This window comes from Arthrobacter sp. NPDC080031 (assembly GCF_040702485.1).
GTDB lineage: Bacteria > Actinomycetota > Actinomycetes > Actinomycetales > Micrococcaceae > Arthrobacter.
On the sequence record NZ_JBFBLA010000012.1, the window covers coordinates 1 to 22,635 of the forward strand.

Below are 22,635 nucleotides of genomic sequence, written 5' to 3' on the forward strand. Positions count from 1 at the left end.
CCGACGCGCCGGGAAGCTGCGAGAATCGACATCCCACCACACACCAAGTCCACAAACTCGTTGCGGGCACTCTGAGGAAATGACCTGACCATAGAGCGCTCCATCAATCAGAGCGTTGCTACGACCATATGACTTTGCCCCCCGCTAAGCGACAACAACTGCGAGTTAGTTGGGTTGGGGGAGGTGAAACCGGCTCAGGCTGCCCAGCCGCGTGCCACGGCATCCAACGATGCGGCGTAGATCCCTTCCCGGTCGGTCCCGGCGTCGTCCATGTTCGCCAATTCCAGGCTCACCAGCCCGTGGACCTGTCCCCAGATGGACATCGCGATCGTCGTGGCCTCGGCGTCTCGAAGGGTCCCCGTTTTCTGCGCGGAGGTCACCGCTTCCATGAGGGGACGCATGGCTTCCGAGGCGACTGCCGGCGTCGGGCTGCAGTCCACGTAGGTGGAAAGCGCGCCGCCAAACATGAGCCTGTACAAGGCCGGATGTTCCAGTGCCCAGGAGCGGTAGGCGAGGCCCAGGCCTCGGAGCCCCTCGCTTTCGGCGAGGCGTTGCGACTCGCCGAACGAGCGGAATCCGTCGTCGACGGCGGCCGTCAGCAACTGGGCCTTGCCGCCGAAAAGTGAGTAGATCGCAGTGGTCGAGGTCTGGGCGGCGGCGGCAACGTCCCGGAGCGTGAGTCGCGCGGGACCATCCCGGTCCACGAGTTCGGCCGTTGCCTGAAGAAGCCGCTCCCGGACGAGCTGGTCATGAACGATGGGTCTTGCCATGCCTTCAAGTGTTTCATAACATTGTTTCATAACAGCGTTATGAAACACGAAGAGCGGAACTCGAGCTATCGTGCCCAGACCGAAGGATTCACATGGCACAGGAAATCTTCCCCGGACGCTTCACGGCGGATACCGGGCGCGAGTCGGTGACCGTATTCCTTATCGGAATGCGGGCCAACCGTTGGTGGAAGATCGGCAAAGTGGCGCGCGTCGCCTCGGCGATGCCCACCATGCTCCGTCATCTTGCTGCACATCCGGAGTCCGGGATGCTCGGCTGCGAACAGTGGTTCGGGCGCACCACCATGTTGCTCAGCTATTGGGAGAGCCCAGAGCATCTAAGGCGTTTCGCGGCCGACAGGGATTCGCCTCACGTGGGGCCGTGGCGGCGTTTCATGAAGGAAGTCGCGGGAAGCGGAGACATTGGCGTGTGGCACGAAACCTATCAGGTGCCGGCGTCGGGAATTGAGGTGGTCTACAACGGCATGCCGCAGTTTGGCCTTGCCAGAGCCACCTCGCATGTCCCGGTCGGGCCGGGCACCAACACCGCCAAGCAGCGCATGGGCTCCTCTTCCGCGCCGCGAGAGTAGCCCCCGCACCGCCCAACTGACTCGCACTTAATGTCGTTCTGAGCCTTCAAAACGACAACAAATGCGAGCTAGTTGGGTGGGTGGGCGCGGGCGGGCTACGCGACCGCGGCGGCTTCCTTGGGTGCCTTTAGGGTCCTTCGCAGCTGCGGCGACGCGTCGATCCTGGCTTGGGCATCGCGCAGTGCCAGCACCGCCGTCTCGAGCTGGGCCGGCGCGAGGGTGTACGGGACACGCATGAAGTGCTCGAAAGCGCCCCCGACGCCGAAGCGCGGCCCGGCCGCCAGCCGCACGCCGAAGTCCGGGGCGACGACCGTGAGCGCCGTACTCGACGGCGTGGGCAACCTGCACCATGCCGTGAGTCCGCCGCGCGGACGTTCCACATGCCAAGCCGGCAGGTGCTCGGCCAGTAGACCAAGGAGCGCTTCCCGGTTCCGCCGCAGCTCCGCGAGCCTGGCGTCCAGAGGCTCGGTGAAGGCCCGGAGCAGTCGAGCCGCAGCCAATTGCTCGACGACGGGCCCGCCCAGATCCATGGTGGTCCGGGTCTGCACGAAGCGGCTGATCAGCTCCTCTTCAGCGCGGATCCATCCGGTCCTGAGCCCGGCCCAATGTGACTTGCTGAGCGAACCGATGGTCACCACCGCCGGACTGAACGCCGCGAGCGGCGAGGTGCTGACGTAGTCGAGGTTCAGCTCCCGCAGCGTTTCATCCACCACCAGGACAGTGCCCGTCCCTGCGGCCTCGCGGACCAGGCGGCGCCGCTGAAGGTTGGACATGATCCGCCCGGTGGGGTTGTGGAAGTCCGGCACGAGGTAGGCCATTGCCGGGCGTTGGTGCCGCATCGTGGCCACCATGGCGTCGATATCCCAGCCGCCCGAAGCCGGCTCCGCGCTATCGCCTGACGCCGGCTCCGCGGCAGGCGGCATCGGCACCGGAACCGTGCGGGAGCCGGAAGTGCGGATTGCGTCGAGCGCGTTGGGGTAGCTGGGATGCTCCACGAGGACCTTCTGTTGCCGCCCGGCGAGGGTCTTCAAGATGATGTTCAGTGCGTGCTGGGCCCCCGAAGTCACGAGTATCTGCGCGGCCGTCGTGGGAATGCCGGCCGCCGTATAGCGGTCCGCGATGGCTTCCCGGAGGGGCGGGAGGCCGACCGCGTCGTAGCCAAAACCGGGCAGCAGGGCCGGAAGGTCAATCAACGCATCAGCGAATGCGCGGTGCACCACCTCGCCCGTGGCCGGGAGTGAAGCGTAGGCGAGGTCAAGAATCCCCTCCGGGATGGCCAGTCCCGGTCCGCTCACGGGAACCGTCCGGTGCGGAATGCCCGTCCTGCCCCTGCTGCCCTGGCCGCCGCTGAGGAATCCTTGCTCGCGCAGGCTGGCGTACGCGGCGGTGACCGTGGTCCGGCTGACCCCCAGGGAGGCGGCAAGCGCCCGCTCGCTGGGCAGTGCGACGTCGAGCGGGATACGCCCGTCCATCACCAAAAGGCGCACGACGTCGGCAAGCTCGCGATAGGCGGGAGCGTGGCCAGTGTTCCACGGGCCAAGGAGACGCACCATGGCTGTGGGGTTCAGGGATCCGGGCATAAGACCAGTATTGCAAACTGGCTATGGAAAGCAATGCCAGTTTTCGGGAGCATGGTTTCATGATGACCCGCAGAATCACCCAGCTCCTGATCGGCCTCGCAATGTACGGGATCTCCCTGGCCATGTTCATCCGGGCCGGCCTTGGCCTCGACCCCTGGGATGTCTTCCATCAGGGCGTCGCGGGGAAGATCGGGTGGAGCATCGGCACCGTCGTGGTGGTTGTCAGCTTCCTGGTCCTTCTCCTCTGGATCCCGCTGCGGCAGATGCCCGGCGTCGGAACCCTCGCCAACGCCGTGCTGGTGGGTGTCTTCGCGGACATCGGGCTGGCGCTGATCCCCGCGTTCTCACACCTGGGTGGCCAGATCGCCATGCTCGCCGGCGCCGTAGTCCTCAACGGGATCGCCTCGGCGTGCTACATCGGCGCACGTCTTGGACCGGGTGCCCGCGACGGACTCATGACAGGACTTGCCCGCCGCACGGGCTGGTCCGTGCGCTTGTCCCGCACGTTGATCGAGGTTGTTGTGCTCGGTGTGGGTTGGCTGTTGGGTGGATCTGTCGGCGCGGGAACCGTGGTCTACGCCTTGGCCATTGGACCGGTCGTGCAACTGTTGCTGCCCCTGTTCACGGTTCCGGTAAAGGCTCCCAAGGCTGCCCCCGAAGCGGTGCCCGCCGCTCCGTGATGGGGATTCGTCCTGGCGACGCGCGAATTTCCCTACGCACTCGAATTCCGGTTTCGCTGGGGATTTCCCGCGTCGCCGGGGAATGGGGCGGGATCAGCGGGCGGGCTGGCACTTCGGGCAGAAGTAGATCGTCCGGTCTTCCAACCCCGACGCCGGTCCCAGCAGCCCGCGCCGAATGGGCGTTCCGCAGCGAAGGCACGGCTGGTGCTCGCGGCCGTACACCCAATAGCCTGAGCGGGGAATCCCTCGGACTCCAGGGAACGCGGTGCCACGTGTGATCCTTCGCCCGGGTCCTAAGTTGGCTTCGAGCAGGACTTTGGCCTCCCCGAGCATCCCCGCGAGGTCCGGCACAGCCGATACCGGCGCTGCGGGATGCACCCCAGCCAGGAAACACGCCTCGCAACGGTAAATATTGCCGATGCCAGCGAGGTTCCGCTGGTCCAACAGTGCGACGCCGATCGGTGTGTCCGGGGCGGCCCGCAGCCGACGAACGGCCTCTTCTGCGTCCCAACCCGGCCCGAGCACATCCGGCCCAAGGTGCCCTACTACGCGGGACTCGTCCGGGGTCGGGATTACTTCCAGGATTCCCAAGGAGAAGCCGACGACGTCGGCCGTCGCTGTGCGGAGGACGCACCTGGCCGTGTGGCCCGGTTTCCTCCAGCGGCCGCCGGGGGCATAGACCTGCCAGCTTCCCTCCATTTTCAAGTGCGAATGGATGGTCAAGGCGCGCCGGGGCCGTCCGGCCGCCGCCGAACCCGCCGCGTCCGGCGAAGCGACGGGCTCCAGCAAGCGCATGAGCAAGTGCTTTCCGCGCGGCACCACCTCGGACACGGTCCATCCGGCCAAGTTCAGCGTGGCAAACCTTGGCACGCGGAAGTCCGAGGAGACCAGCGTCTGCCCGGCAAGGGCACGGTGCAGCTCCGCGGCAGCCCGCCAGATCGAGTCGCCCTCAGGCACGGATCCTCAAACCCTTCGGCGTGGAATACGCCCCGGCAGCCGCCAGGGCAAAGGCCACGGGGGTGTCCAGGAGGTCATGACCGTTGACCTTTTCCATGATCAATTTGTCGACGGCTCCCCGGCGCACCACGCCTACGAGGGCCGCAGCGGCAGCCGCCAGGACGGCGTCGTCATCGCTGAAAGTGAGCAAGGTCTTCCCGCCGCGTTCGACATACAAAACCAAGGCGCCGTCGACCATCACCACCAGGGCCCCCGCTTTCCGCCCCGGACGGTGACCCGATCCGGCGTCGACTGCCAACGCGGGCCAAGGGAGGGCCGCGCCGTACGGGTTGGCGGGATCCGTTGAGGCCAGGGCCAACGCGACAGGCTCGGCCTTGGCGAGTTGGGCATCCTCCGTGAAGGAACGCAATCGGTCTACGGTCGCCGGCACGGCAAACTGGGCGGCTCCGAGGTGCTCGATGAAGTAGCCGCGGCGGCATCGCCCGGCTTCTTCGAGGCGCGCGAGGACCTTGTACATCAGCCCGAATCCGCCCACGATGTTCTCCACCATGACGGAGCCGCGGGTTACTACGCCGTACCTGTCGAGAAGGAGTTCGGCGGTTCCGCGCGCGTGGATAGTGGGGTCGAGCTCAGGAGCCGGCAATGCCGACCAGCGTCCAACGGCGAGCGGGGGAGTCGGAGCTGTTCCGGTGACCGAGCCGTAGCGTCCGCCCGTCAGCCCGGGCGAACCCATCAAGCCCGTTCCGTGCGAGCGGCCGAGCCTGCTCATGCGCAGGGACCTGGCCCGGGGTGGCCGGGCTGGCTGCTTGTGTGCCGTGCGGCCGCCCGCAATCATGGCGCGGATCGGGGCGAAGGTGTCGCCCGTGATGCGCCCGGCCCAGACGAGGTCCCACAGGGCGGCCACCACGGCGTCGTCGCTGAGGACTGCATCCATGCCCCCGGCGACCTCGGTGAGTTGCCGGAAGAAATAGGCGCCGCCCCCCTGCAGGTATTCCAGAAGGCGGAGCTGCGCATCGCCGGGCTCGTAATCAGGGTCCGGGTTGAGCGTCAGTTCCGCGGCCTCGGCCACATGGAGGCTGATCCATCCGTCGTTCCCGGGCAACGACCCGGCTCCGGACCACAAGACTTCGCCTGCGGCCATGAGCTCGTCCAACATGGCTGGCTGGTAGTCGGAGATACGGCTGGCCAGCACCAACGGCTCCCAGGCCGACGCCGGAACAGGCACGCCGGAGAGTTGATCGATCGCGGTCATGATGCCGTCCAGTCCGCGCAGCGCCGGGGCACCCCTGCCTCCAGAAGAACCAGGGCGGCCGGCAGCGGGAACGGACACGTTTTGCCAGGCGGGCAGGAACCGGCCATACGCAGCGGCGTCCACAGGCTCCACTTCCGCGCGAAGCGCGGCCAGCGAACGACGCCGGAGCTTGCGCAGCACTTCGGAATCGCACCATTCGCTGCCAAATGGGACTCCGTGGAGCGGGACGGCCGGCGCCTCCAACAACTCCGCAGCCGCATCGGGAACCGTGTCCGGTGCACTTGGGTGCGGCCGGAACTCGCCTTCAACTACGCGGCCGTCCGCCGCCAGGCGTTTCAGCGCGGTGCCCACGACGGCGACACCCAGCCCCAGCCTCGCAGCAGCTTCCTCGGCCGTGAACGGTCCGTGGGTTCGTGCATAACGGGAGACCAGATCCCCGAGCGGATCGTGGACGGGCTCGATGAAGGCGAGCGGCACTCCCATGGGCAGCGGAACGCCGATGGCATCCCGGAGCCGGGCCGCATCCTCGATGGCCGCAAATCGTTCAACGCCGCTGAGGGTCACGGTGAGGGCGCGATTGGCCTTGAGCAATGCGGCCAGATGCGATGCGGCCGCCGGATGCAACGCCGCCGGATCCGGGGAAGCATCCGGGGAGGCTTCCACTCCTTCGGGCTGCAAACGGGCAGCCACTTCTTCAACACTCAGGGGGCCCAACAGGCGCAGCAAGTCCGCGACGCCTTCCATGCCGCGGACCTGGCGGTCCGGTGCCAGGCGCTGGAGCTCGAGCTCGGTGGCCTCGATGACCTTCGCGTCCAGGAGTTCGCGCAGTTCCACCCTGCCGAGGAGCTCGTTCAGGAGCGTGGAGTCGAGGGCCAAAGCGGCGGCCCTGCGTTCGGCGAGCGGGGAATCGCCTTCGTACAAGTACTGGGCCACGTATCCAAACAGCAGCGACTTTGCGAAGGGTGAGGGCTGCTGCGTGGTGGTCTGCACCAAGCGCAGTTCCCGGCGCTCGATCGAAGCGGCAATGTCTTTCAGTGCCGGAAGGTCGTAAACGTCCTGCAGGCATTCGCGCACAGTTTCGAGCACGATGGGGAAGGAAGGGTATTTCTTGGCGACGTCCAGCAATTGCGCCGAGCGTTGCCGTTGCTGCCAAAGCGGCTGCCTCTTCGCAGGATTCTGCCGCGGCAACAACAGGGCGCGGGCCGCACACTCGCGGAAGCGGGAGGCGAACAGGGCACTGCCGCCAACCTCCGCCGTCACGATCTGCTCAAGCTCATCCGGATCGAACAGGAAAAGCTCGGCCCCGGGAGGTTCGTCCTCCATCATCGGCACCCGCAGCACGATGCCGTCGTCGGCGGCCATGGCGGAACCGTCCAGCCCGTAGCGCTGCTGGAGCCGCTGCCCGACGGCGAGGGCCCACGGTGCGTGGACCGGCATGCCGAAGTGGCTGTGCAGGACCACCCGCCAGTCGCCGAGTTCGTCATGGAACCGTTCGACCACGAGCGTCCGGTCATTCGGGACCACTTCCGTGGCCTGCTTCTGTTCGCCCAGATACTGGAGCAGGTTGCCGGCGGCGTAGTCGTCCAGCCCGCTCGCCTTGCAACGTTCCAGTGCTGGACCTTGATCCGAAGCGGAGAGCTCACGCACGAATGCTCCGAGTGCGCGGCCGAGATCCACCGGCCGGCCCAAGGAATCGCCCTTCCAGAAAGGGAGTTTTCCGGGTTGGCCGAAGGCAGGCGAGACAAGGACACGGTCGTGCGTGATGTCCTCGATTTTCCAGCTGGTGGCACCCAAAGCGAAGATGTCCCCGACGCGTGATTCGTAGACCATTTCTTCGTCGAGCTCGCCGACGCGTCGGCCGCCTTTGGCAGCGCGCGACGCCGGACTGGGCTCCTGTCCGGACGCCCCACCGCTCTGGCCGGAGCCAGAACCGGAACCAGAGGCAGCGCCCGAACCGGAGACTTCGGTGCCGATGATGTAGACGCCGAAGAGCCCCCGATCGGGGATGGTTCCGCCCGAGGTCACGGCAAGGCGCTGTGCTCCCGGGCGGCCTTCGATGGTGCCGGCGTTCCGGTCCCAGATGATGCGCGGCCGGAGTTCGGCGAATTCGTCCGACGGATACCTGCCGGCCAGGAGGTCCAAGGTGGCTTCGAAAGCGGAACGGGGCAGCGTCGCGAAGGGGGCCGAGCGGCGGACGGTGGCGAACCACTCCTCGACATCGATGCTTCCCAGTGCGGTGGCCGCGACCGTTTGTTGGGCGAGGATGTCCAGGGGGTTGGCAGGGACGTGGAGGCGTTCGATCTTTCCGCTCAGCATCCGTTCCACGGTGATGGCGGTGTGGACGAGGTCCGCCCGGTGCTTGGGGAAGAGTACGCCTTCGGAAATCTCACCCACCTGGTGGCCGGCGCGGCCCACCCGTTGCAATCCGCTGGCCACCGACGGCGGCGACTCGACCTGGATTACCAGGTCCACGGCTCCCATGTCGATGCCGAGTTCCAGGGAGGACGTGGCTACGACGCACCGCAGCCGGCCGGACTTGAGGTCGTCCTCGATGAGTGCCCGCTGGTCCTTGGACACTGAACCGTGGTGCGCGCGGGCCAGGACCGGGTCGGCCCCGCTCGTGCTTCCGGCTTGGGCCATCATGTGCGCCGGTGTCGCCGTCGAGGACGGCAGCCCCGAGGGTGTCGACCCTGCGGATGGCCCTCCGAAATCCGGCAGCCCGGAGTCTGCGACGGCTGAAAACACCTCCACCGCCATGAGTTGGCGCTCCGCGTAGATCTCGTTCAGCCGCGCAGTGAGTCGCTCAGCGAGACGCCGGGAGTTGGCGAACACAATGGTGGATTGCTTTGACAGCACAAGATCAACGATCTTCTCCTCGACATGCGGCCAGATGGATGCTTGCGGCTGGAGCCCGGAGGCTGGCCCGGAGTCGAAGGCGCCGGCCGCTCCCGCGAGGTCCGACATGTCCTCCACAGGAACGCTGACGCTGAGGTTCCAGTTTTTGTGCGACGGCGGTGCGACGATCTCCACGGGTGCTGAGCCAGCGAGGAACTGTGCGACGAGCTCGCGCGGCTCCACGGTGGCCGAGAGGCCGATCCGTTGGGCGGGTTTCGGCAGCAATGCATCAAGCCGTTCCAGCGACACCGCGAGGTGCGCGCCACGCTTGGTACCTGCAACCGCGTGGACCTCGTCGACGATCACGGTGTCCACCTCGCTGAGCGTTTCCCGGGCTTTGGACGTCAGCATGAGGAACAAGGACTCAGGCGTGGTGATGAGGATGTCCGGCGGGTGGCTGAGCAGCGCTCGGCGGTCCGCCGTCGTCGTATCTCCTGAGCGGACGCCGACGCTCACAAGCGGTGCTGGCAACCCGAGGCGTTTTGCGGTCTGCGTGATGCCGATCAGCGGGGAACGGAGGTTCCGTTCGACGTCGACGCCGAGTGCTTTGAGGGGTGAGATGTACAGCACTCGGGTCTTGCGCTTGGGGGCTTTGGCACGGGCGCGGCCGCTTGTTTCCTCAAGCCCTGGAAGGGCGTCGGCCGAAACATGCGGGGACACCGACAAGAGCCGGTCCAGCGCCCACAGGAATGCTGCGAGCGTCTTGCCGGAACCGGTGGGTGCAACCACCAGGGCGTGCGATCCGGAAGAAATGGCTTTCCACGCACCGTCCTGGGCAGGTGTGGGCGCGGAGAAAGCACCGAGGAACCACTCGCGCGTGGCACGGCTGAATCGGTCCATGGCCGTATTGCCAGGACCGCCGTTCCCTGGACCCTGTTGAGGCTCCTGCTCCTGCATTCCTCCATCATGCCTCACGGCACTGACACAATAAGGAACACCGCAAGACAAGGATCAGGGACTAAGCCCCCCCGCCGCCCTACCCCGCCTGGAACGCCTGGACGCTCAGGAGGTTGATATTGGTGTTGCTGCAGGCCGTGCGCTGCTGCGGGATAAACAGCGAGGCAGTGTCCTCGGGCGGGTAGACCCGGAAGCCGGCGGCAGGAACCTGGGTGCATTCGGGGTAGTTGCCGGCTTGGGTGTAGCGGAGCTGGGCGAAACCGGCCTTCCCCGGAGCGAGAACCACTTGTGTCACAGGCTGGGAGTCGTCGCGCGTGGCAGCCGCGCCGATCGGATCGCCCGTGGCTCCGGACGTGAGCGAGACGCCCGGGAAGCCATTCAGGACGCATGGTTCCGTGCCGGAGTTCGTGAGGATGAGTTTCATGTAGACGCTGCCGGCCGCGCCACCGCCTGCGGAGTCGAGGGAAGCTGTCAGCGAACCAGCCTTGCAGAGAGCGACGCCGGATGCCGTCGTCCCTGTGCTTGTTGGGGTGGAACCACCGCTTGAGGTCGGAGTCCCCGAGGTCGAGGTCGAAGCCGAGGTCGAGGCCGACGGTGACGACGAGGCCGAAGCCGTGTCGCTGGGCACGGCTGAGCCCGAGGGCTGGGCCTGGCTTTGGAAACAACCGGAGAGCAGGAATACCGAGGCTGCTGCCATCGTGAGCAGGAGACCGTTCTTGACTCGCATATTCGTCATGCGCACAGCTTTTCGTCGTCATTTGCCGGAGTCAACTGCGGCGCGGCAGCGGCGCCGGATTGGCGTCCGGATCGTAATGTTCCGGACGCCGACCCGCGGAACCGTTACTTGGACACTGAAGCCTTCGCGGAACGGCTGCGGAAGAAGGCCGCGCCACCCAGCCCCAGCCCTGCCACACCGGCGATCAGCCCGGCCCAGCTGCGCGCCTGTGATCCGTCGTCGGTCACGGAAGCTGCCTGCTCAGTGGAGATTGAAGCAGCCATGTGACCATCGCCCGCAGCAGCACCCGCGGCTGTGACTGCCACTGACGGAGCCGGAGCCTTCAGCGAGTGCGGGTCCTGGCCATCCTTCGGGATTTCAGCCCAGTTTGTCTGCCCTTGCTCGCAGTTCTGGAGCGTGGGGAAGTAAAGGGTCTTGCCAGCCGCGTCGGGCAGCTTCACGGACAGGACCAGCGCGTCGCGCAAGTGCGGGTCCAGCGGGGCCTTGGCCGTGTAGACGATCTGGCTGGTGCGTTTGGTGATCGATGTGCCGTCGGCCAGCTTCTTGGGCTCGGGCAGCGTCTGCGTCACCTTCTCGACGGTCCAGTTCGGGTTCACCGTGGGCGTGGCGTCCGTCAGTTCCTCGGGCAGGTTGATGGTCAGCTTGGTGGTGCCCGAGGTGTCGCAGCCGTGCGGGACGCCGAACGTCAGCAGGGCGTACGAGTTGGCCGTGGTCTTGTCCGGGTTGATGGAGACGTGGGCAGATGCGCCTGCGAGCCCGGCCATCATTAGTGCGGCGGTGCCGCCGACGATTCCGGTAGCGGAGAGGGCACGGCGGAGTGAGGACTTGGTCATTGTTGTTGCCTTTCAACGGGCGCGCGAAAGCGCGCCAAAGTGCGGGGATGTGCCCGTCACCAGTAGAAGGCGGTGCCGGGCGGAGTCAGGAGGGTACGACGACGGCGGGCGGGCCGCGTCTGCTGTCTTGCCTGAGGTTCCGCCATGGGCGGGGGATGAACACGGCAGGTCCGCTGAACGCAACGGCTGAGCTGCCGGCGTCGGGCCTGAAGATCAGGCGGAGGAGCTGCAGGAGGGGACGGAGCCAGGCCTCGAGCTGCCATAGCGCCTGCTCGCCCTTGGCAAGGAGCAATGCCGATGCGGCCGTGGCGAGGGCGTGCCCGGCCAGCATCAACCAGCTGAGGGGAGTGTCGACCTCGTGAAAATGCACTGTTTCAGCGCCCAGCGGCGGGGAGAGGTGCTCGGCCGCCAAATGGTGTGCCGGCGACCCCGGAGCCGGAACGGTGAGCGGACCGAACGCGGTGAAGGCTTCGTGCAGGACCAGCTGGCCGGCTCCCAGAAGTGCGGCAATGACCGGGAACCCGAGCCTGAACCGGGTGGCAAGAGTTGTGACGAGCCCGGTCAAGGCGAGGACGGCCAGCAGGACGGGCGCGACGGGAAGCACGCCGCCGGAGAGGACGTGGGCCCCTGCCGCGAGGGCAACAATGGCGACTGCAAGGGCGCTCGAACGCATGGCATGGAAGGGCGTCCGGGCATGCGATGCGCGCACGGGTTCCTCCCTCGGTAGCGTTCAAGCGGTGGTTGACCGTCGAGTTTCCGGCTGGTCAACCCGGTCATTCTACCGGTGGTTCGTGGCTGGTTGCCTGTCGGATGGGTCGTGTGACGCGCTTCCGCTAGCCACCGTGGACCGGGCCCGGTTCGAAGTCGTCTTCCATGGGCGGGAATCACGCAGTGATCGCCGGACCACCTTCCGACGGCTTGCCTGCCGGGCCTTTGCTCGCTGACCCCTCACCTGCTGACCCCTCACCCGCGGGGTCCGGCGCGGCTTCCGAAAAGCTGCGTGCCGCGCGCGAACCCGCGATCGTGCTTGCCCCGATGCTGATGAGGGCACCGAGGATCATGGCGGCGGCTTCACCCGGTTCCAGCAAATGCAATTGGGAGCCGATGGTCGCGGCTGCAACCGGCACTCCCAATTGGGACGAGGCCAGCACAGCGAGCGGCAGGGGTTGGCCGAGGGCCCGGAGGCTTCCATGCACCAGCAGCGTTCCAAAACCAAGGCAGATCCCGAGGAGAATCATTCTCGGGCTGCCCGCGAGCGTCCGCAGGTCAAGCGATGCGCCCAGCCAGACGAAGAACACCGGCCCCAGGAAACCATCGCTCACGGCGAAGAGTTGGTGCGCCAGCCGACGTGGTTCGCCCACCGCGGAGACCACCAGGCCGAAGGAGAACCCGGCCAGCATGATCGAGACGTGGCCCAGGACCGCGAGGCCGGAAAGCGCGAAGAGCAAGGCCAGTTGGATCCGCAGTTCCAACGCGAACTTCCGGTCCTCGGAAATGTCATGCAACCGTCCGCGGTTGCCGCTGTTCTCCAGCCAGCGAAGCACAAAGAACAAGACCAACGCGCAAGCCGCGACGACGGCAGCCCCCACCGCCGCCCGGCCAGCGTTAGGCGGGTCGACGGCTAGCGGAAGCGCCACAATGCATGCGATGTCAGCGATAGCCACTTGCGCCGTCGTCGTCAGGACCTTCGGCCCTGTCAGCCGGAGCGAGTCGACGATCGGCAAGACCAGTGCTGCGGAGGAGGAAGCGAGCAGAACGACGTAGAGAGGAGCATGTCCAGTACCGAAGGCAAAAGCGATGACGACTCCGACGACGGCGGCCAGCACCGCGGCGATGCCGGCGCGCAGGGCGCCGCTACCCAGGGCGGGACGGATGGCTTTGTCCCGCACGGGAACATGCGTTCCGGCGACGAACATGATGAGGGCGAACCCGACGTCGGCCACAAAGCTGAATGTGGGATCCGACGAGTCCACCAGGCCCAGCCCCGTGCGTCCGATGACGATGCCCGCCAGCAACTGTCCCAGCACAACGGGAAGGTGCCATTTCCGGGGGAGCGCCAGAAGCGGCCCGAGGAGCGCGACTGCGGCGATCAGCGCAAGCTGAAAGAACGACACGTTCCTCCTTCTCCGGGCATGGCGGTTGGTCTGCGGTGGTTACCGGGGCGCATCAGCCAGTTTCAGGGGGATGTCCGTGTTCTCGTCGGTGTAGTAGCTTGCGCACACGCGGTGATAGCCATCGGCCACCTGCGCGGCCATGCCCGTGGCCAGATCTCCGCGCACCATCAGGATGGGCGAGAGCTTCTTGCCCTCCTTGATCTTCTTCAGGTCCGAGGCAACGTGGGCGTTATCTTCCGGGAGCAACGCCAACCGGGCTGCCCGGAGGATGTCCTTGGCCTTGCGGTGCTGGATGGGCGCGGACCTGAGGGCGGCGACAACCGAGGCCACCACGTGGTCGGATTCCAGCAGGGAAAGGTAGTCTGCGGCGTTCGGATAGTCCTGGTCCTCGGGCTCCAACAACCAGCGGACTTCGCCCTTGTTCTCGTCAGGCATGCGTTGTACTCCTTGGCCAGCGGTATCGGCTTGCAAACGTTGGCGGCGCCGGACGGGGGACCTTGGAGAGGTCTGTGCCGGGACGTCGTCGTCGCAGTTCCAGGGCGAGGCTTTCTTGGCCGCGTGCCATCGCCCAACGGTGGTTCGCGGCGAAAGCGGGCTTGAGGAGCCAGCTTAGCCGCCGGAGCAGCGGTTTGGACGCGCTGACCCGCCAGTCATAGGTGACCACAGTTTCCGGGCCGTCCTGTTCGAAAGTCCAGCGCCCGGTTCCACGCAGGTCACCGCTCGCCGCGATCGCGAAGCCTCGCTCCGTGATGGGTTCGGTGACCGTGAACCTCCAGCGCAGGGTGTACGGCAGCCAACCTTTCGTGTGCAGGGAGAAGGCTTTTCCCGTACCGTCGGCATTTCCAGGATCCAGCGGAACAACCCTCAGATACACCGAAGGCCACCAGCGGGGCAGTGTTCCGGCGTCGCCCAGAATATCCATGACCTCATGCGGGGTCCCCGCGACGCGCCAGACGGTGAGGAACTCGTAGTCGGCCTTGCTCTTGGAAGTGCCGCCCATTGCTGCCTCCAGGGCGCGGATGGATAGTGGACTCACAGTACTCATGCCGTTGCACACGGTCAACGGCCCGGCTTCGGAGTGCCCGCGGGCCGGTTACTCCCGGACGGTCACAGTCAGCCGTTGGATGTCGTTGTTTCCCATGCCTTGGTAGTTCCACTCCGGCGTGTCTGGCTGGGTCTGCCCGGTGGAATCCGTTGCACGGCATGCCAATTCGTGGGAACCGGGTGTTGCGATCCACGTGAATGTCCATCCGCGCCACGCATGCCTGCCGGTCGGGGCTTGAAGTTGGGCCTGCTCCCAGGCCCCGTCCACGCAGACTTCCACGCTGTCTACGGTTCCCCTCCCGGACCAGGCCCGGCCGCTCAGCTGGACCGGTCCCGCGTCCACGGTGCGTTGCCGGGTGAAGAAATCGGGAACGCCGGGAGGAACCATGAGGGAACGGACTTTGATCCGCTGGACGGGCTCGCCGGGATCGTTTGCATCTTGGGTATAGCGGTAGGAGTGGAGCTGTTGGTAACCGTCGAAGCTGTGGACTATTGCCTGGATGGATTGCAGCCATTTGACGCTCGTCATCCCGTACCAGCCCGGCACCAGCAGCCGGACGGGATAGCCATGCTGCGGTGGTAGCGGCTGGCCGTTGACCTCATAGGCGAGCAGGACGTCGTCGGACATTGCTTCCGCGGGCGACAGGCTGCGTGCGTACTGATGCTCCACACCGCCCTGGATCCCGCGGTCCGCGCCCGTGAAGACGAGCTCGACGGCGTCGGGCGAGACGCCGGCGTCGAGCAGCAACGGAGCGAGCGGGGTCCCGGTCCACTCGGCGGTGCCCACTCCGCCCTGGTCCCATGGCTGGCTCACCGGCCGCGGTTCCAGCCGCGAGCGGCCGTTGCCTGCACACTCCATCGTGACTGCGTGGGTGCGGCGCTCGCGGTGCTGGAGGTCAGGCAGGGTGTACTCGTGCGGATGGTCCACGAGACCGCCGATATTCAGCCGCCACGAAACGGGATCGATCTGCGGAACGTCGAAATGGACCAGAAGATAGTGCATGCCCAGCGGTGTGACGGGCCATCGGAGCATCTCCAACGGCATGGCATGGTTGCGCGAAGCTAGTTGCAGTTCTTCGCGGGTAATCGGACCGGTTGTTGGAGTGGCCGGTGCGGTTGGTTCTGTCGGAGCAGCAGGGGCGGTGGGGGCCGGGGTGGCAACAGCGGCGCCTTCCGCTGTGCGGCGGGTGTTGACGCTCATGCTCCCAGTATGGGCGCCCGGGACTGCTTTTGGGGAAAGTATTCTTCTTTGAGTTGGTGTTCGGTGCTCGCGCTCCTGGACTGAGACAGATGAAAGAAGGAGAGCCTCCATGAAGATCCGAGCACCGCGAGTCGACGTGAGTGGCGTTCTACTTGTCTGGGCCCTGATATTCGGGCTTTGGCAACCATTTGTCTGGTGGCGCGGGATTATCGCTGCGGTATGTTTGATCGTCGCGGTGTGGGGTTTTGTTGCTTGGTACCGGCGTCGTTCCAGGCAAGCGCGTTAGCGCATTTACTTGCAGGGCGGCTGGCGGGTTACCTGTTTTTGACGATCTTCGATGGTGGGGAGTGGAGATGGTTCAGTCCCGGAAGCTGATTCTGATTGGCTATTGGTGGTTCACGCAAGTCGTGGTCCCTGATCTCCGGTTCGATGGGGTTATGCCACACAAAGCAGGCCCTCAAATTGGAGAATATTAGCCATTAGCTAATATTGATCACTCTATTAGCCATTACGCACAAGAGTCAGATAGAGAACTGCGATCGCCGACAGCGTCCAGCTCGCAAGGCTACCGACGAGAAACTCCTCCGCCTTGGAGCCTGAGCCGCGGTCTTCCGAAATTTCCGGGAAGCGAACGATTCCCTTCGCTGCTGCTAATGCGGCGATAATCTGTGGGGCGCCCGCGAAAGCGAGGACCACGATGAGCAGGCGCTCAATTGGCCCGATGAGGCGGCCCCCCTTAAGTGAAGAGCCAGGTTTAGTCTTTTCGCCGGGACGTATGCTGGCTACTCTGCTGCTTCGGATATACAGCTCCCACTTGCTGAGCTGTTCCGCTCCGGCTGGGTCCGCCTTGCCTCTGTCGGCGCTTCCTTGGGCTGCGTCTTCTTGGTGAGCACGACCGAGAGCTGCAAGTGTGACCAAATTGGCACTCTGAACCAGGAAGATGGCTACCGCCCCTGCACTGATAACGGTTTCAAGGGAGATGGACGATGCGGATTTCAGAGCGATCAACGAATAGGCATCAACAAGGAATCCTGCTGCTACTCCAGCGGTCCGGTCGTAAGCGGTGATTCCAAAAACAAGGACGAACAGCACGATGACCGGCCAAAGCCGGGGAGTGGCGAAACTCGGACTGACGTCAGTGGACCGTGCTGGTGGTTTTGAGGGAGACATGGCCAGCGTCCAGCCAAAGGCAAGCGCCGCGCATACGAGAACGGCTGCTGCGCACATACCGAACCCAGTAATCACTAGCACCGATATGGCCGCAAGGAACACCAGCCGGGCTATGAGAGAACGACCCAGGCGAACAGTGCGCACGAGATCCACCAGGCCAACCATAAGGAGAAGGGTGGGCCCGATCATTGCAATTGACCTTTCCGCAGTTCCTGATGCGCAGCCAAGAGCGCCGCTCCCCCCGAACGTCGAAGACTTTGCGACACCGCAGATTGCGTAACCCCCTCCTGACGCGCAAGTTCTGTTTGCGAGTATCCGAGCAGCGCGCCCGCAGTCAGTCGGCGATCACGTGGGCGCATCGAACTGATCGATGCGTCCCGGAGAAGCAGGAAGCCCTTGACGAGCGCCACTGTCCCCGATTCGCCTTCATTCGACACGAACCAGGAGCGTAGGTAAGGTTCGGTCCCATGCTCGCGGCGATGTGTTTCCTCGATTGCCTCTCGCGCGTTCCACCAAGCTGACCCGTCCTGAATGGTGCCGGGAGCCGATTCATCGACGTCGACCGTTTCGCCGCGCCCCAGGCCGAATCTGCAGTCCACGCCTTCGGGAAGCGCGAGGCGTACCAACGAGGTCGTTAGAAGTGCGTCGCCAAGGGTGAAGAATATGGCTTGGAACTCGTCTCCCACAGTAGGCCAGAGCGAACGGCGCATGGGGCGGTCATGGGATGCCCACTCGAAAGCTTCCCGGATGGAACGCTGCGCGCCAAGACGGTCCTTGAGCTCTCGAGATTTCACAATGTCCACTATGAGTGCAACCACTGACTCCGGCATGTAATAAGCATATAGCTTATTTCGAAGGAAATATAAGTTCGAGGACGCGCCCTCCTTTTGATCCTTTAAGGACGCCTCGCGGCGTCCTCACCCGCCGGATCGATGCCGAACACCCCCGCTCACATAGCCCAGTGGTAGTTTGCGGTTATGGCAAATGCCCTCGCGTGGTTCTCACAGTCCGGTGTGGTGCAAGGACTGATTCTCGGTGCCGTGCTGGCATTTTTGACGGCGATCCTCATAATGAATGCCGTAGGCAGGGCCATCACGACGACTGTCAACGGTTGGAGCGCCATCCGGAAATGCGGCCAGCCCGGCAATGGAGTCCTCGTGCGGGCCGCCTGCGCCAAAGCCCTTCCCGTCGTGAATGTGTTTGAAGAGGCCGCGTACTGGACCGCCACTGTGGATGGCTCAGGGCAAACGCTGAGCGGCGCGCATGGATACGTCCTGCATTTTCCTCCCGGGAAACTTCCCCCGACTGACGCCTTCTGGTCGCTCACTCCGACCGACACCGTCGGGTACATGGTGGGCAATCCGACTAACCGCCACAGCATCGGTGACCGTTCCACTCTCGCAGAGAACGCCGACGGTTCTATCGATATCTATCTCCAACATGAGGCGCCGGGCGGGCACGAGCAGAACTGGCTGCCAATTCCTTCCGGGAAGTTCATGCTGATGTTCCGCGTGTATCTGCCTGGCGCGGCGATTCTCGACGGCACGTACCAATTGCCGCGCATTGTCAGGGCGCATTGAAATGAACCGTCTCATCTTGAAATACGGACGTCCCCTTACGGCTGTCATTCTGGCGGTTTTCGCCTGGGTCATCTACCGGCGGATCGCCAACGGGGACGGGATCATTCCACTCGTCATAGCAGCAGTCATCGTCTGGGCGCTCGGCGCACCCGCGTTCATCTACTTCTGGCCGCGGCTCACGGTCAATGGATACAAGAGGGCGATCCTCAAGCATGGGTTCGGTGAAGGCCCGATCCCCGTCAACACGCTGTACGCCGTGCCCGGCACCTCTTCCCCGTCGACGTCGCGCGGGAGTCTTATGGCAACCGGAGCTGACGATTTGCTCTACATCGGCGGCTGGCTCGATGTGAGCAAGGGGCCTCAAGTCCTGCACGTACCGGACATGGCCGGGCGCTACTTCAGCGTGCAGTTCACCGACCCGTCGAAAAGCACAAACTTTGCGTACGTCGGCAAACGCACGACGGGAACCAAGGCCGGCGATTATGTACTCAGCGGGCCCGGTTGGAAGGGCACTGTGCCGGACGGGATGACGCAGATTTCTTCGCCAAGCCATTCCGCGCTCGTCATTGGCCGTGTCTTCGTCGAAAGCGACAGTGATCTTCCGACCGCTTACGCGCTTGCGAAGCAAATACAGCTCGCGCCGCTGAAACAGTAGCGGTCGACGGGACCAGTTCGGACGTACGACGGCGAACGGCTCGCCGCCGAGGTGGGGTTATCGCCGAAAGGTGACGTGGATGATGCCGCTTTCGGCGGTCTCTGACGTGACGGTGTATCCGCTTTCCAGCCCCCGGAGATCGTCCCAAAGCCGTATCCCACTACCGAGCAGGATCGGGGTGATTCCGACGTGCAGCCGATCGACAAGTCCGGCCCTGAGGTAGTCGCGCACCACGGTGGGACCCCCTCCGATACGTACGTCCATTTCACCCGCTGCGTTCAGCGCCTGTTCAAGCACTTCTTCCGGGCTGGCACTTACGAAGTTGAAGGTCGTGCCACCGGCCATAGTGAGGGCAGGGCGGGGCGTGTGAGTCAGGACGAACACCGGGACGCGGAAGGGAGGCTCCTCGCCCCACCAGCCCTTCCAGTCGGGGTCATCGGGGAAGTTATGGAACCCGAACATGCCGGCACCCATGATCTCCGCTCCGACCCCTTCGAAGTAGGCTGCTGCGTATCTGTCATCGACGCCGGTCGTTCCTTCTCCACTGGTGTCGTGCAAGACCCGCTCACGGAACGTGCGGGTGGACGTATACGCATCAACCAGGCGGCCCCAATCCGACCCGAACGGATTCTCCGGAGTTGCGTCGGTGGTCGTGGCGAAACCATCCAGCGAGATATTCAGGTCAACTCGAACAGCCATGGTGAAAGTCCCCTCAGATCAGTGGTTGCGTTACGCAACCACCTTACTGGCGGTGAGATCGTCATCACGGAGGAATTTCTGGAAGAATTCATCGTTTCTGAGGGCGCGGAATCTTCGATACCCGAGGTATCCAGCAGCGCACGGCGTCGCGGTATTGCCGGAATTCCTCGCCGAACCGTTCCTCCATGTCAGATTCCTCGAGCGGCCTGACAATGTAATTCCACACCAGCGAACCCACGACGGCGTAGGCCACCACCAGCCATGACTGCAGGATGACACCAACTGCTGCGCCTTGAAGAATGCCCGCGGCCGCCATTGGATTGCGGATCCAGCGATACGGACCTGCGATGACCAGATGGTTGGGCATTGCCGATGGCAGCGGCGTGCCGTCTCCCAACGTCGACATCACTATTGCCGCCGAGATGCCAAGGGCGCTGGCGAGTACCAGAACCGCGACCCCGACCGGAGTTGCAAACAACGGAAACGGCAGGGCTACCGCCCAGCGCTGTTCGAGAGCCGCTATCACAAACGGAACCATCGCCAGGAAGAACCCCCAGAAGAGGACAATTTGCCCGAAGGTTGAAGCCACGTGGGTTGCGGCGGTCGCCCGGGGGATTGCGGGACGGAATGCGAACGGACCGCGGATGATCCACGCGGTCGGTACGCGCCCTAGCAAAACAAGGCAGAGCGCGAGCAGCGAACCTGCCGTCGCAGCGCCCATGGTGAGTACGCCCCACCCCGCTTCGGTTGTGACCAAACAGCTCCGCCCCGCCGCCTCAAGGGCGTCACCGGCTCAACCCAAACATCAGTAGTCCTGTCGAAGGAAATTCTGGCCTCAGCCTACCGAATTCGAACGCTGCGTCCGTGTAGGGGTATGACCGACGCGCGAGTAGTTAACCCTCCGATCCCCACAAAATCTCCTCCCGGCTACAATGAGAAATATGCCGGACATTGAGCGTTGGCCCACCGGCCGGTTGTTGTCTACAGCGGCGCGGCTAGTTGAACACGCTTGGGATGAGAATCTCAGATCCATCGGCCTTACCCACGCCGGTGTGATTGCCCTTGAGGTCCTTTCAGCCACCGGCCCCATCACCCAGACCATGCTTGCGCAGATCGTGCGCGTGCAGGCCCAGACAATGGGTCAGACCCTCAGCAGGCTCGAAACCCACGGCCACATCAGTCGCCGTCGAAGTTCCGAGGACCGCAGGGTGCACGTCGTTTCTCTGACTGACGCCGGCAGGGAAGCGCTGGAGAGGGCGGTCGAATCGGAGCAACAGGTTCTCGCCCAAGTGTCCATCGATACGTCGATGTTCAGGCAGGAATTAAAAGTGGTCGTGCGCGAACTGGCAGGCCAACAGGCGCCCGGGCGTGTCGCTGCCGGCGTCCCTTATACCGGCGGGCGCGAAGACTAGTCCGAAACCGTCACTCGGGCTTCTCATCGAGGAGGCCCCAACGGGTCTTGGAAACGTCGACGGCGGACTGATCACCGCGCGTGGGCCCCTCACCGCGCGCTGCCAACTCGTCCAGGACCGCGTCGTACCAAGACTTGACCCCGAACTCAGGTTTCCCGACGTCGAGCAGCCTGAAGAGGGCATCAGCCAAGAAGTTGAGTTCGGCAACGGACAACTTCGCGAGCCCCTGCACCGGATCCAGCTCGCCTTCCAAGCATGAGGCCAGTAGCGCGTTCACAGCGCAGCTCCAAGCTTGGGGGTAGCCGCACAAGAAGACTTGGAATCGATGGGGGTCCGGCGGGTCATGGGGTTACTCCATGGAAAGAGTTCCGAGGGCCGGCTGCATAACCCACCTTGATGATATCGACGCTGTGAGGCGCGCCGCAAGCACGCCGCGCCGCGCCCGCGAAGCTGCCGTCAACGCAGACCAGGTGGCGCGTTCAAGGGATATAGGACAAACGTGTGTATGGGGTCAGGCGCTGGTGCCAAGCGAAGAAACGGCCGCGGGTGAGTAGCCTACCGGTGTCTGGGCTGCCGCCGTGGGATTCTGCTGGATCATTCTCTTCGCCGAATGTGCCGGTCCCGTGATTCCGCGGGCCCGGAATTTGTCCATTCGAGTGATTGAGCAGAATCCAACATCCGGGCGGAGCGAAGACGATCCCGGCACGGACATGACGCGCCCGGGATTCACACACGTTTTGTCCTATAACCGGCGGTTCAGTTCCTTCCACGTCGCCGGGCAAGCCAAACCACCACGGCCAGGACAGCGGCGGCGCAAAGCACGGGGCCGAAGCGGCGCACCAGCACCGGCCACACGGCCGAGCCCAAATCCAATTCCGGCGGCGACGCAAACGGCGCGGACACAGCCGCAGGTGCAGCCGCAGCCGCGGACACGGGCGCAGGTGCAGCCGCAGCCGTAGCCGCGGCCACCGGCGCCGCAGGATCCGCGGCGGGAGGACCGACGGCGGCAGGCCCGGCGGCCGGTTCCGCAGGCTCCGTCACCTCGGCGGCCGCCCCGGACTCTGCAGACGCAGCCGAGCCGCCAGCGTCGGGCTCGACATCGCTCGGAGCCCCGCTGCCCGCCTTAGCAATCACGCACTGGACAAACTGCTCCAGCAACTTGTCCGAGATGTCCTGGATGACGCCCCGGCCGAACTGGGCCGGTTTCCCGGTGACGTTCATGTCTGTGGTCACGTCCACGGAGGTGCCGTCGCCGTCCGGGGTCAGCACCGCTGTCACGGTGGCACCAGCCGTGCCGTTGCCGCGTTTGTCCTTCCCCGTGGCCGAAATGACCACCGTATGCGTCTCCTGGTTGCGCTCAAGGAATTCACCGGTGCCGGTGTAAATCATGGCGATCGGTCCGAGCTTGACCTTGACCGTTCCGGTGAACTGCTCTCCGCTCACGGACGTGAGGGTCGCGCCCGGGAAGCAGGGCGCGATGTCTTCCAATTGGTTGAAGGAATGCCAGGTGTCCTCCAGCGAACTGGGAACCACGAAGTGATGTTTGAGTTCCATGTCTTGCGCCTGGATTCCG

22 protein-coding genes and 1 pseudogene are annotated in these 22,635 nt (G+C 64.7%); 5 read left to right on the forward strand and 18 right to left on the reverse strand.

Translation table 11 applies throughout. The annotated features are described in order from the left end of the window. Positions 1–194: 194 nt before the first annotated feature. Positions 195–770 carry a TetR-like C-terminal domain-containing protein gene (locus AB0323_RS11660; protein ID WP_366177452.1) on the reverse strand — a complete coding sequence of 192 codons (576 nt, stop codon included), beginning with the start codon at positions 768–770 and terminating at the stop codon, positions 195–197. A gap of 92 nt (positions 771–862) precedes the next feature. On the opposite strand from AB0323_RS11660, the gene AB0323_RS11665 reads away from it, so the two are divergent. Next, a complete protein-coding gene (locus AB0323_RS11665) occupies positions 863–1,357 on the forward strand; it encodes a DUF4188 domain-containing protein (RefSeq protein WP_366177453.1) in 495 nt (164 codons plus the stop codon). A 95-nt stretch (positions 1,358–1,452) separates the two neighbouring features. On the opposite strand, the gene AB0323_RS11670 is transcribed toward AB0323_RS11665, so the two are convergent. Further along, the gene (locus tag AB0323_RS11670) at positions 1,453–2,937 is read right to left on the reverse strand and encodes a PLP-dependent aminotransferase family protein (protein ID WP_366177454.1); all 1,485 of its coding nucleotides are present in this window, start codon (positions 2,935–2,937) and stop codon (positions 1,453–1,455) included. Positions 2,938–2,996: 59 nt separating this feature from the next. Here AB0323_RS11670 and AB0323_RS11675 point away from each other — a divergent pair, with 59 nt between their 5' ends. Beyond that, entirely contained in the window at positions 2,997–3,617 is a 621-nt protein-coding gene (locus AB0323_RS11675; RefSeq protein ID WP_366177455.1) for a hypothetical protein, read from the forward strand. Between the two features lie 93 nt (positions 3,618–3,710). Here the strand turns inward: AB0323_RS11675 and AB0323_RS11680 are convergent, their stop codons facing one another. The 11 genes from AB0323_RS11680 to AB0323_RS11730 form a co-directional block, all read right to left on the reverse strand. Further along, positions 3,711–4,574 (reverse strand): DNA-formamidopyrimidine glycosylase family protein, encoded by an 864-nt coding sequence (locus AB0323_RS11680; protein ID WP_366177456.1) that lies wholly within the window; start codon positions 4,572–4,574, stop codon positions 3,711–3,713. Beyond that, a complete protein-coding gene (locus AB0323_RS11685; protein ID WP_366177457.1) occupies positions 4,567–9,561 on the reverse strand; it encodes a crosslink repair DNA glycosylase YcaQ family protein in 4,995 nt (1,664 codons plus the stop codon). The genes AB0323_RS11680 and AB0323_RS11685 overlap by 8 nt, the downstream gene beginning before the upstream one ends. 136 nt (positions 9,562–9,697) lie before the next feature. Then, on the reverse strand, positions 9,698–10,354 hold the full coding sequence (locus AB0323_RS11690) for a DUF4232 domain-containing protein (RefSeq protein WP_366177458.1): 657 nt from the start codon (positions 10,352–10,354) through the stop codon (positions 9,698–9,700). A 104-nt stretch (positions 10,355–10,458) separates the two neighbouring features. After that, positions 10,459–11,187, reverse strand: a complete 729-nt coding sequence (locus tag AB0323_RS11695; RefSeq protein WP_366177459.1) for a YcnI family protein — start codon at positions 11,185–11,187, stop codon at positions 10,459–10,461. Positions 11,188–11,272: 85 nt separating this feature from the next. Next, a complete protein-coding gene (locus AB0323_RS11700; RefSeq protein ID WP_366177460.1) occupies positions 11,273–11,896 on the reverse strand; it encodes a hypothetical protein in 624 nt (207 codons plus the stop codon). 175 nt (positions 11,897–12,071) lie between these two features. Further along, positions 12,072–13,301, reverse strand: coding sequence for a cation:proton antiporter (locus AB0323_RS11705; RefSeq protein ID WP_366177461.1), 1,230 nt, complete (start codon positions 13,299–13,301; stop codon positions 12,072–12,074). 39 nt (positions 13,302–13,340) lie between these two features. Continuing rightward, positions 13,341–13,736, reverse strand: coding sequence for a hypothetical protein (locus tag AB0323_RS11710; RefSeq protein WP_364537664.1), 396 nt, complete (start codon positions 13,734–13,736; stop codon positions 13,341–13,343). Next, positions 13,729–14,301 (reverse strand): SRPBCC family protein, encoded by a 573-nt coding sequence (locus tag AB0323_RS11715; RefSeq protein ID WP_364537784.1) that lies wholly within the window; start codon positions 14,299–14,301, stop codon positions 13,729–13,731. The genes AB0323_RS11710 and AB0323_RS11715 overlap by 8 nt, the downstream gene beginning before the upstream one ends. A gap of 93 nt (positions 14,302–14,394) precedes the next feature. Continuing rightward, complete coding sequence (locus AB0323_RS11720) at positions 14,395–15,546, reverse strand: sulfite oxidase (RefSeq protein WP_366177462.1); 1,152 nt, start codon at positions 15,544–15,546, stop codon at positions 14,395–14,397. A 501-nt stretch (positions 15,547–16,047) separates the two neighbouring features. Further along, a complete protein-coding gene (locus AB0323_RS11725) occupies positions 16,048–16,905 on the reverse strand; it encodes a hypothetical protein (protein ID WP_366177463.1) in 858 nt (285 codons plus the stop codon). Continuing rightward, on the reverse strand, positions 16,902–17,546 hold the full coding sequence (locus tag AB0323_RS11730) for a SatD family protein (RefSeq protein ID WP_366177464.1): 645 nt from the start codon (positions 17,544–17,546) through the stop codon (positions 16,902–16,904). The genes AB0323_RS11725 and AB0323_RS11730 overlap by 4 nt, the downstream gene beginning before the upstream one ends. Positions 17,547–17,693: 147 nt before the next feature. Between AB0323_RS11730 and AB0323_RS11735 the strand changes: the two genes are divergently transcribed. After that, positions 17,694–18,296 (forward strand): DUF1214 domain-containing protein, encoded by a 603-nt coding sequence (locus tag AB0323_RS11735; RefSeq protein ID WP_366177465.1) that lies wholly within the window; start codon positions 17,694–17,696, stop codon positions 18,294–18,296. Position 18,297: 1 nt separating this feature from the next. Then, complete coding sequence (locus tag AB0323_RS11740; RefSeq protein ID WP_366177466.1) at positions 18,298–18,951, forward strand: DUF1254 domain-containing protein; 654 nt, start codon at positions 18,298–18,300, stop codon at positions 18,949–18,951. 57 nt (positions 18,952–19,008) lie between these two features. Here the strand turns inward: AB0323_RS11740 and AB0323_RS11745 are convergent, their stop codons facing one another. Then, positions 19,009–19,650, reverse strand: a complete 642-nt coding sequence (locus AB0323_RS11745) for a dihydrofolate reductase family protein (protein ID WP_366177467.1) — start codon at positions 19,648–19,650, stop codon at positions 19,009–19,011. Positions 19,651–19,738: 88 nt separating this feature from the next. Then, positions 19,739–20,401, reverse strand: a pseudogene (locus AB0323_RS11750) (isoprenylcysteine carboxylmethyltransferase family protein); the annotation flags it as partial. Between the two features lie 190 nt (positions 20,402–20,591). On the opposite strand from AB0323_RS11750, the gene AB0323_RS11755 reads away from it, so the two are divergent. Further along, the gene (locus AB0323_RS11755) at positions 20,592–21,062 is read left to right on the forward strand and encodes a MarR family winged helix-turn-helix transcriptional regulator (RefSeq protein ID WP_366177468.1); all 471 of its coding nucleotides are present in this window, start codon (positions 20,592–20,594) and stop codon (positions 21,060–21,062) included. 10 nt (positions 21,063–21,072) lie between these two features. On the opposite strand, the gene AB0323_RS11760 is transcribed toward AB0323_RS11755, so the two are convergent. The 3 genes from AB0323_RS11760 to AB0323_RS11770 form a co-directional block, all read right to left on the reverse strand. Then, positions 21,073–21,339 carry a hypothetical protein gene (locus AB0323_RS11760; RefSeq protein ID WP_366177469.1) on the reverse strand — a complete coding sequence of 89 codons (267 nt, stop codon included), beginning with the start codon at positions 21,337–21,339 and terminating at the stop codon, positions 21,073–21,075. Positions 21,340–21,573: 234 nt separating this feature from the next. Further along, positions 21,574–21,714, reverse strand: coding sequence for a hypothetical protein (locus AB0323_RS11765; RefSeq protein ID WP_366177470.1), 141 nt, complete (start codon positions 21,712–21,714; stop codon positions 21,574–21,576). 104 nt (positions 21,715–21,818) lie between these two features. Then, positions 21,819–22,616: an SRPBCC family protein gene (locus tag AB0323_RS11770; RefSeq protein ID WP_366177471.1), complete on the reverse strand. Its 798-nt coding sequence runs from the start codon at positions 22,614–22,616 to the stop codon at positions 21,819–21,821. Positions 22,617–22,635: the final 19 nt, after the last annotated feature.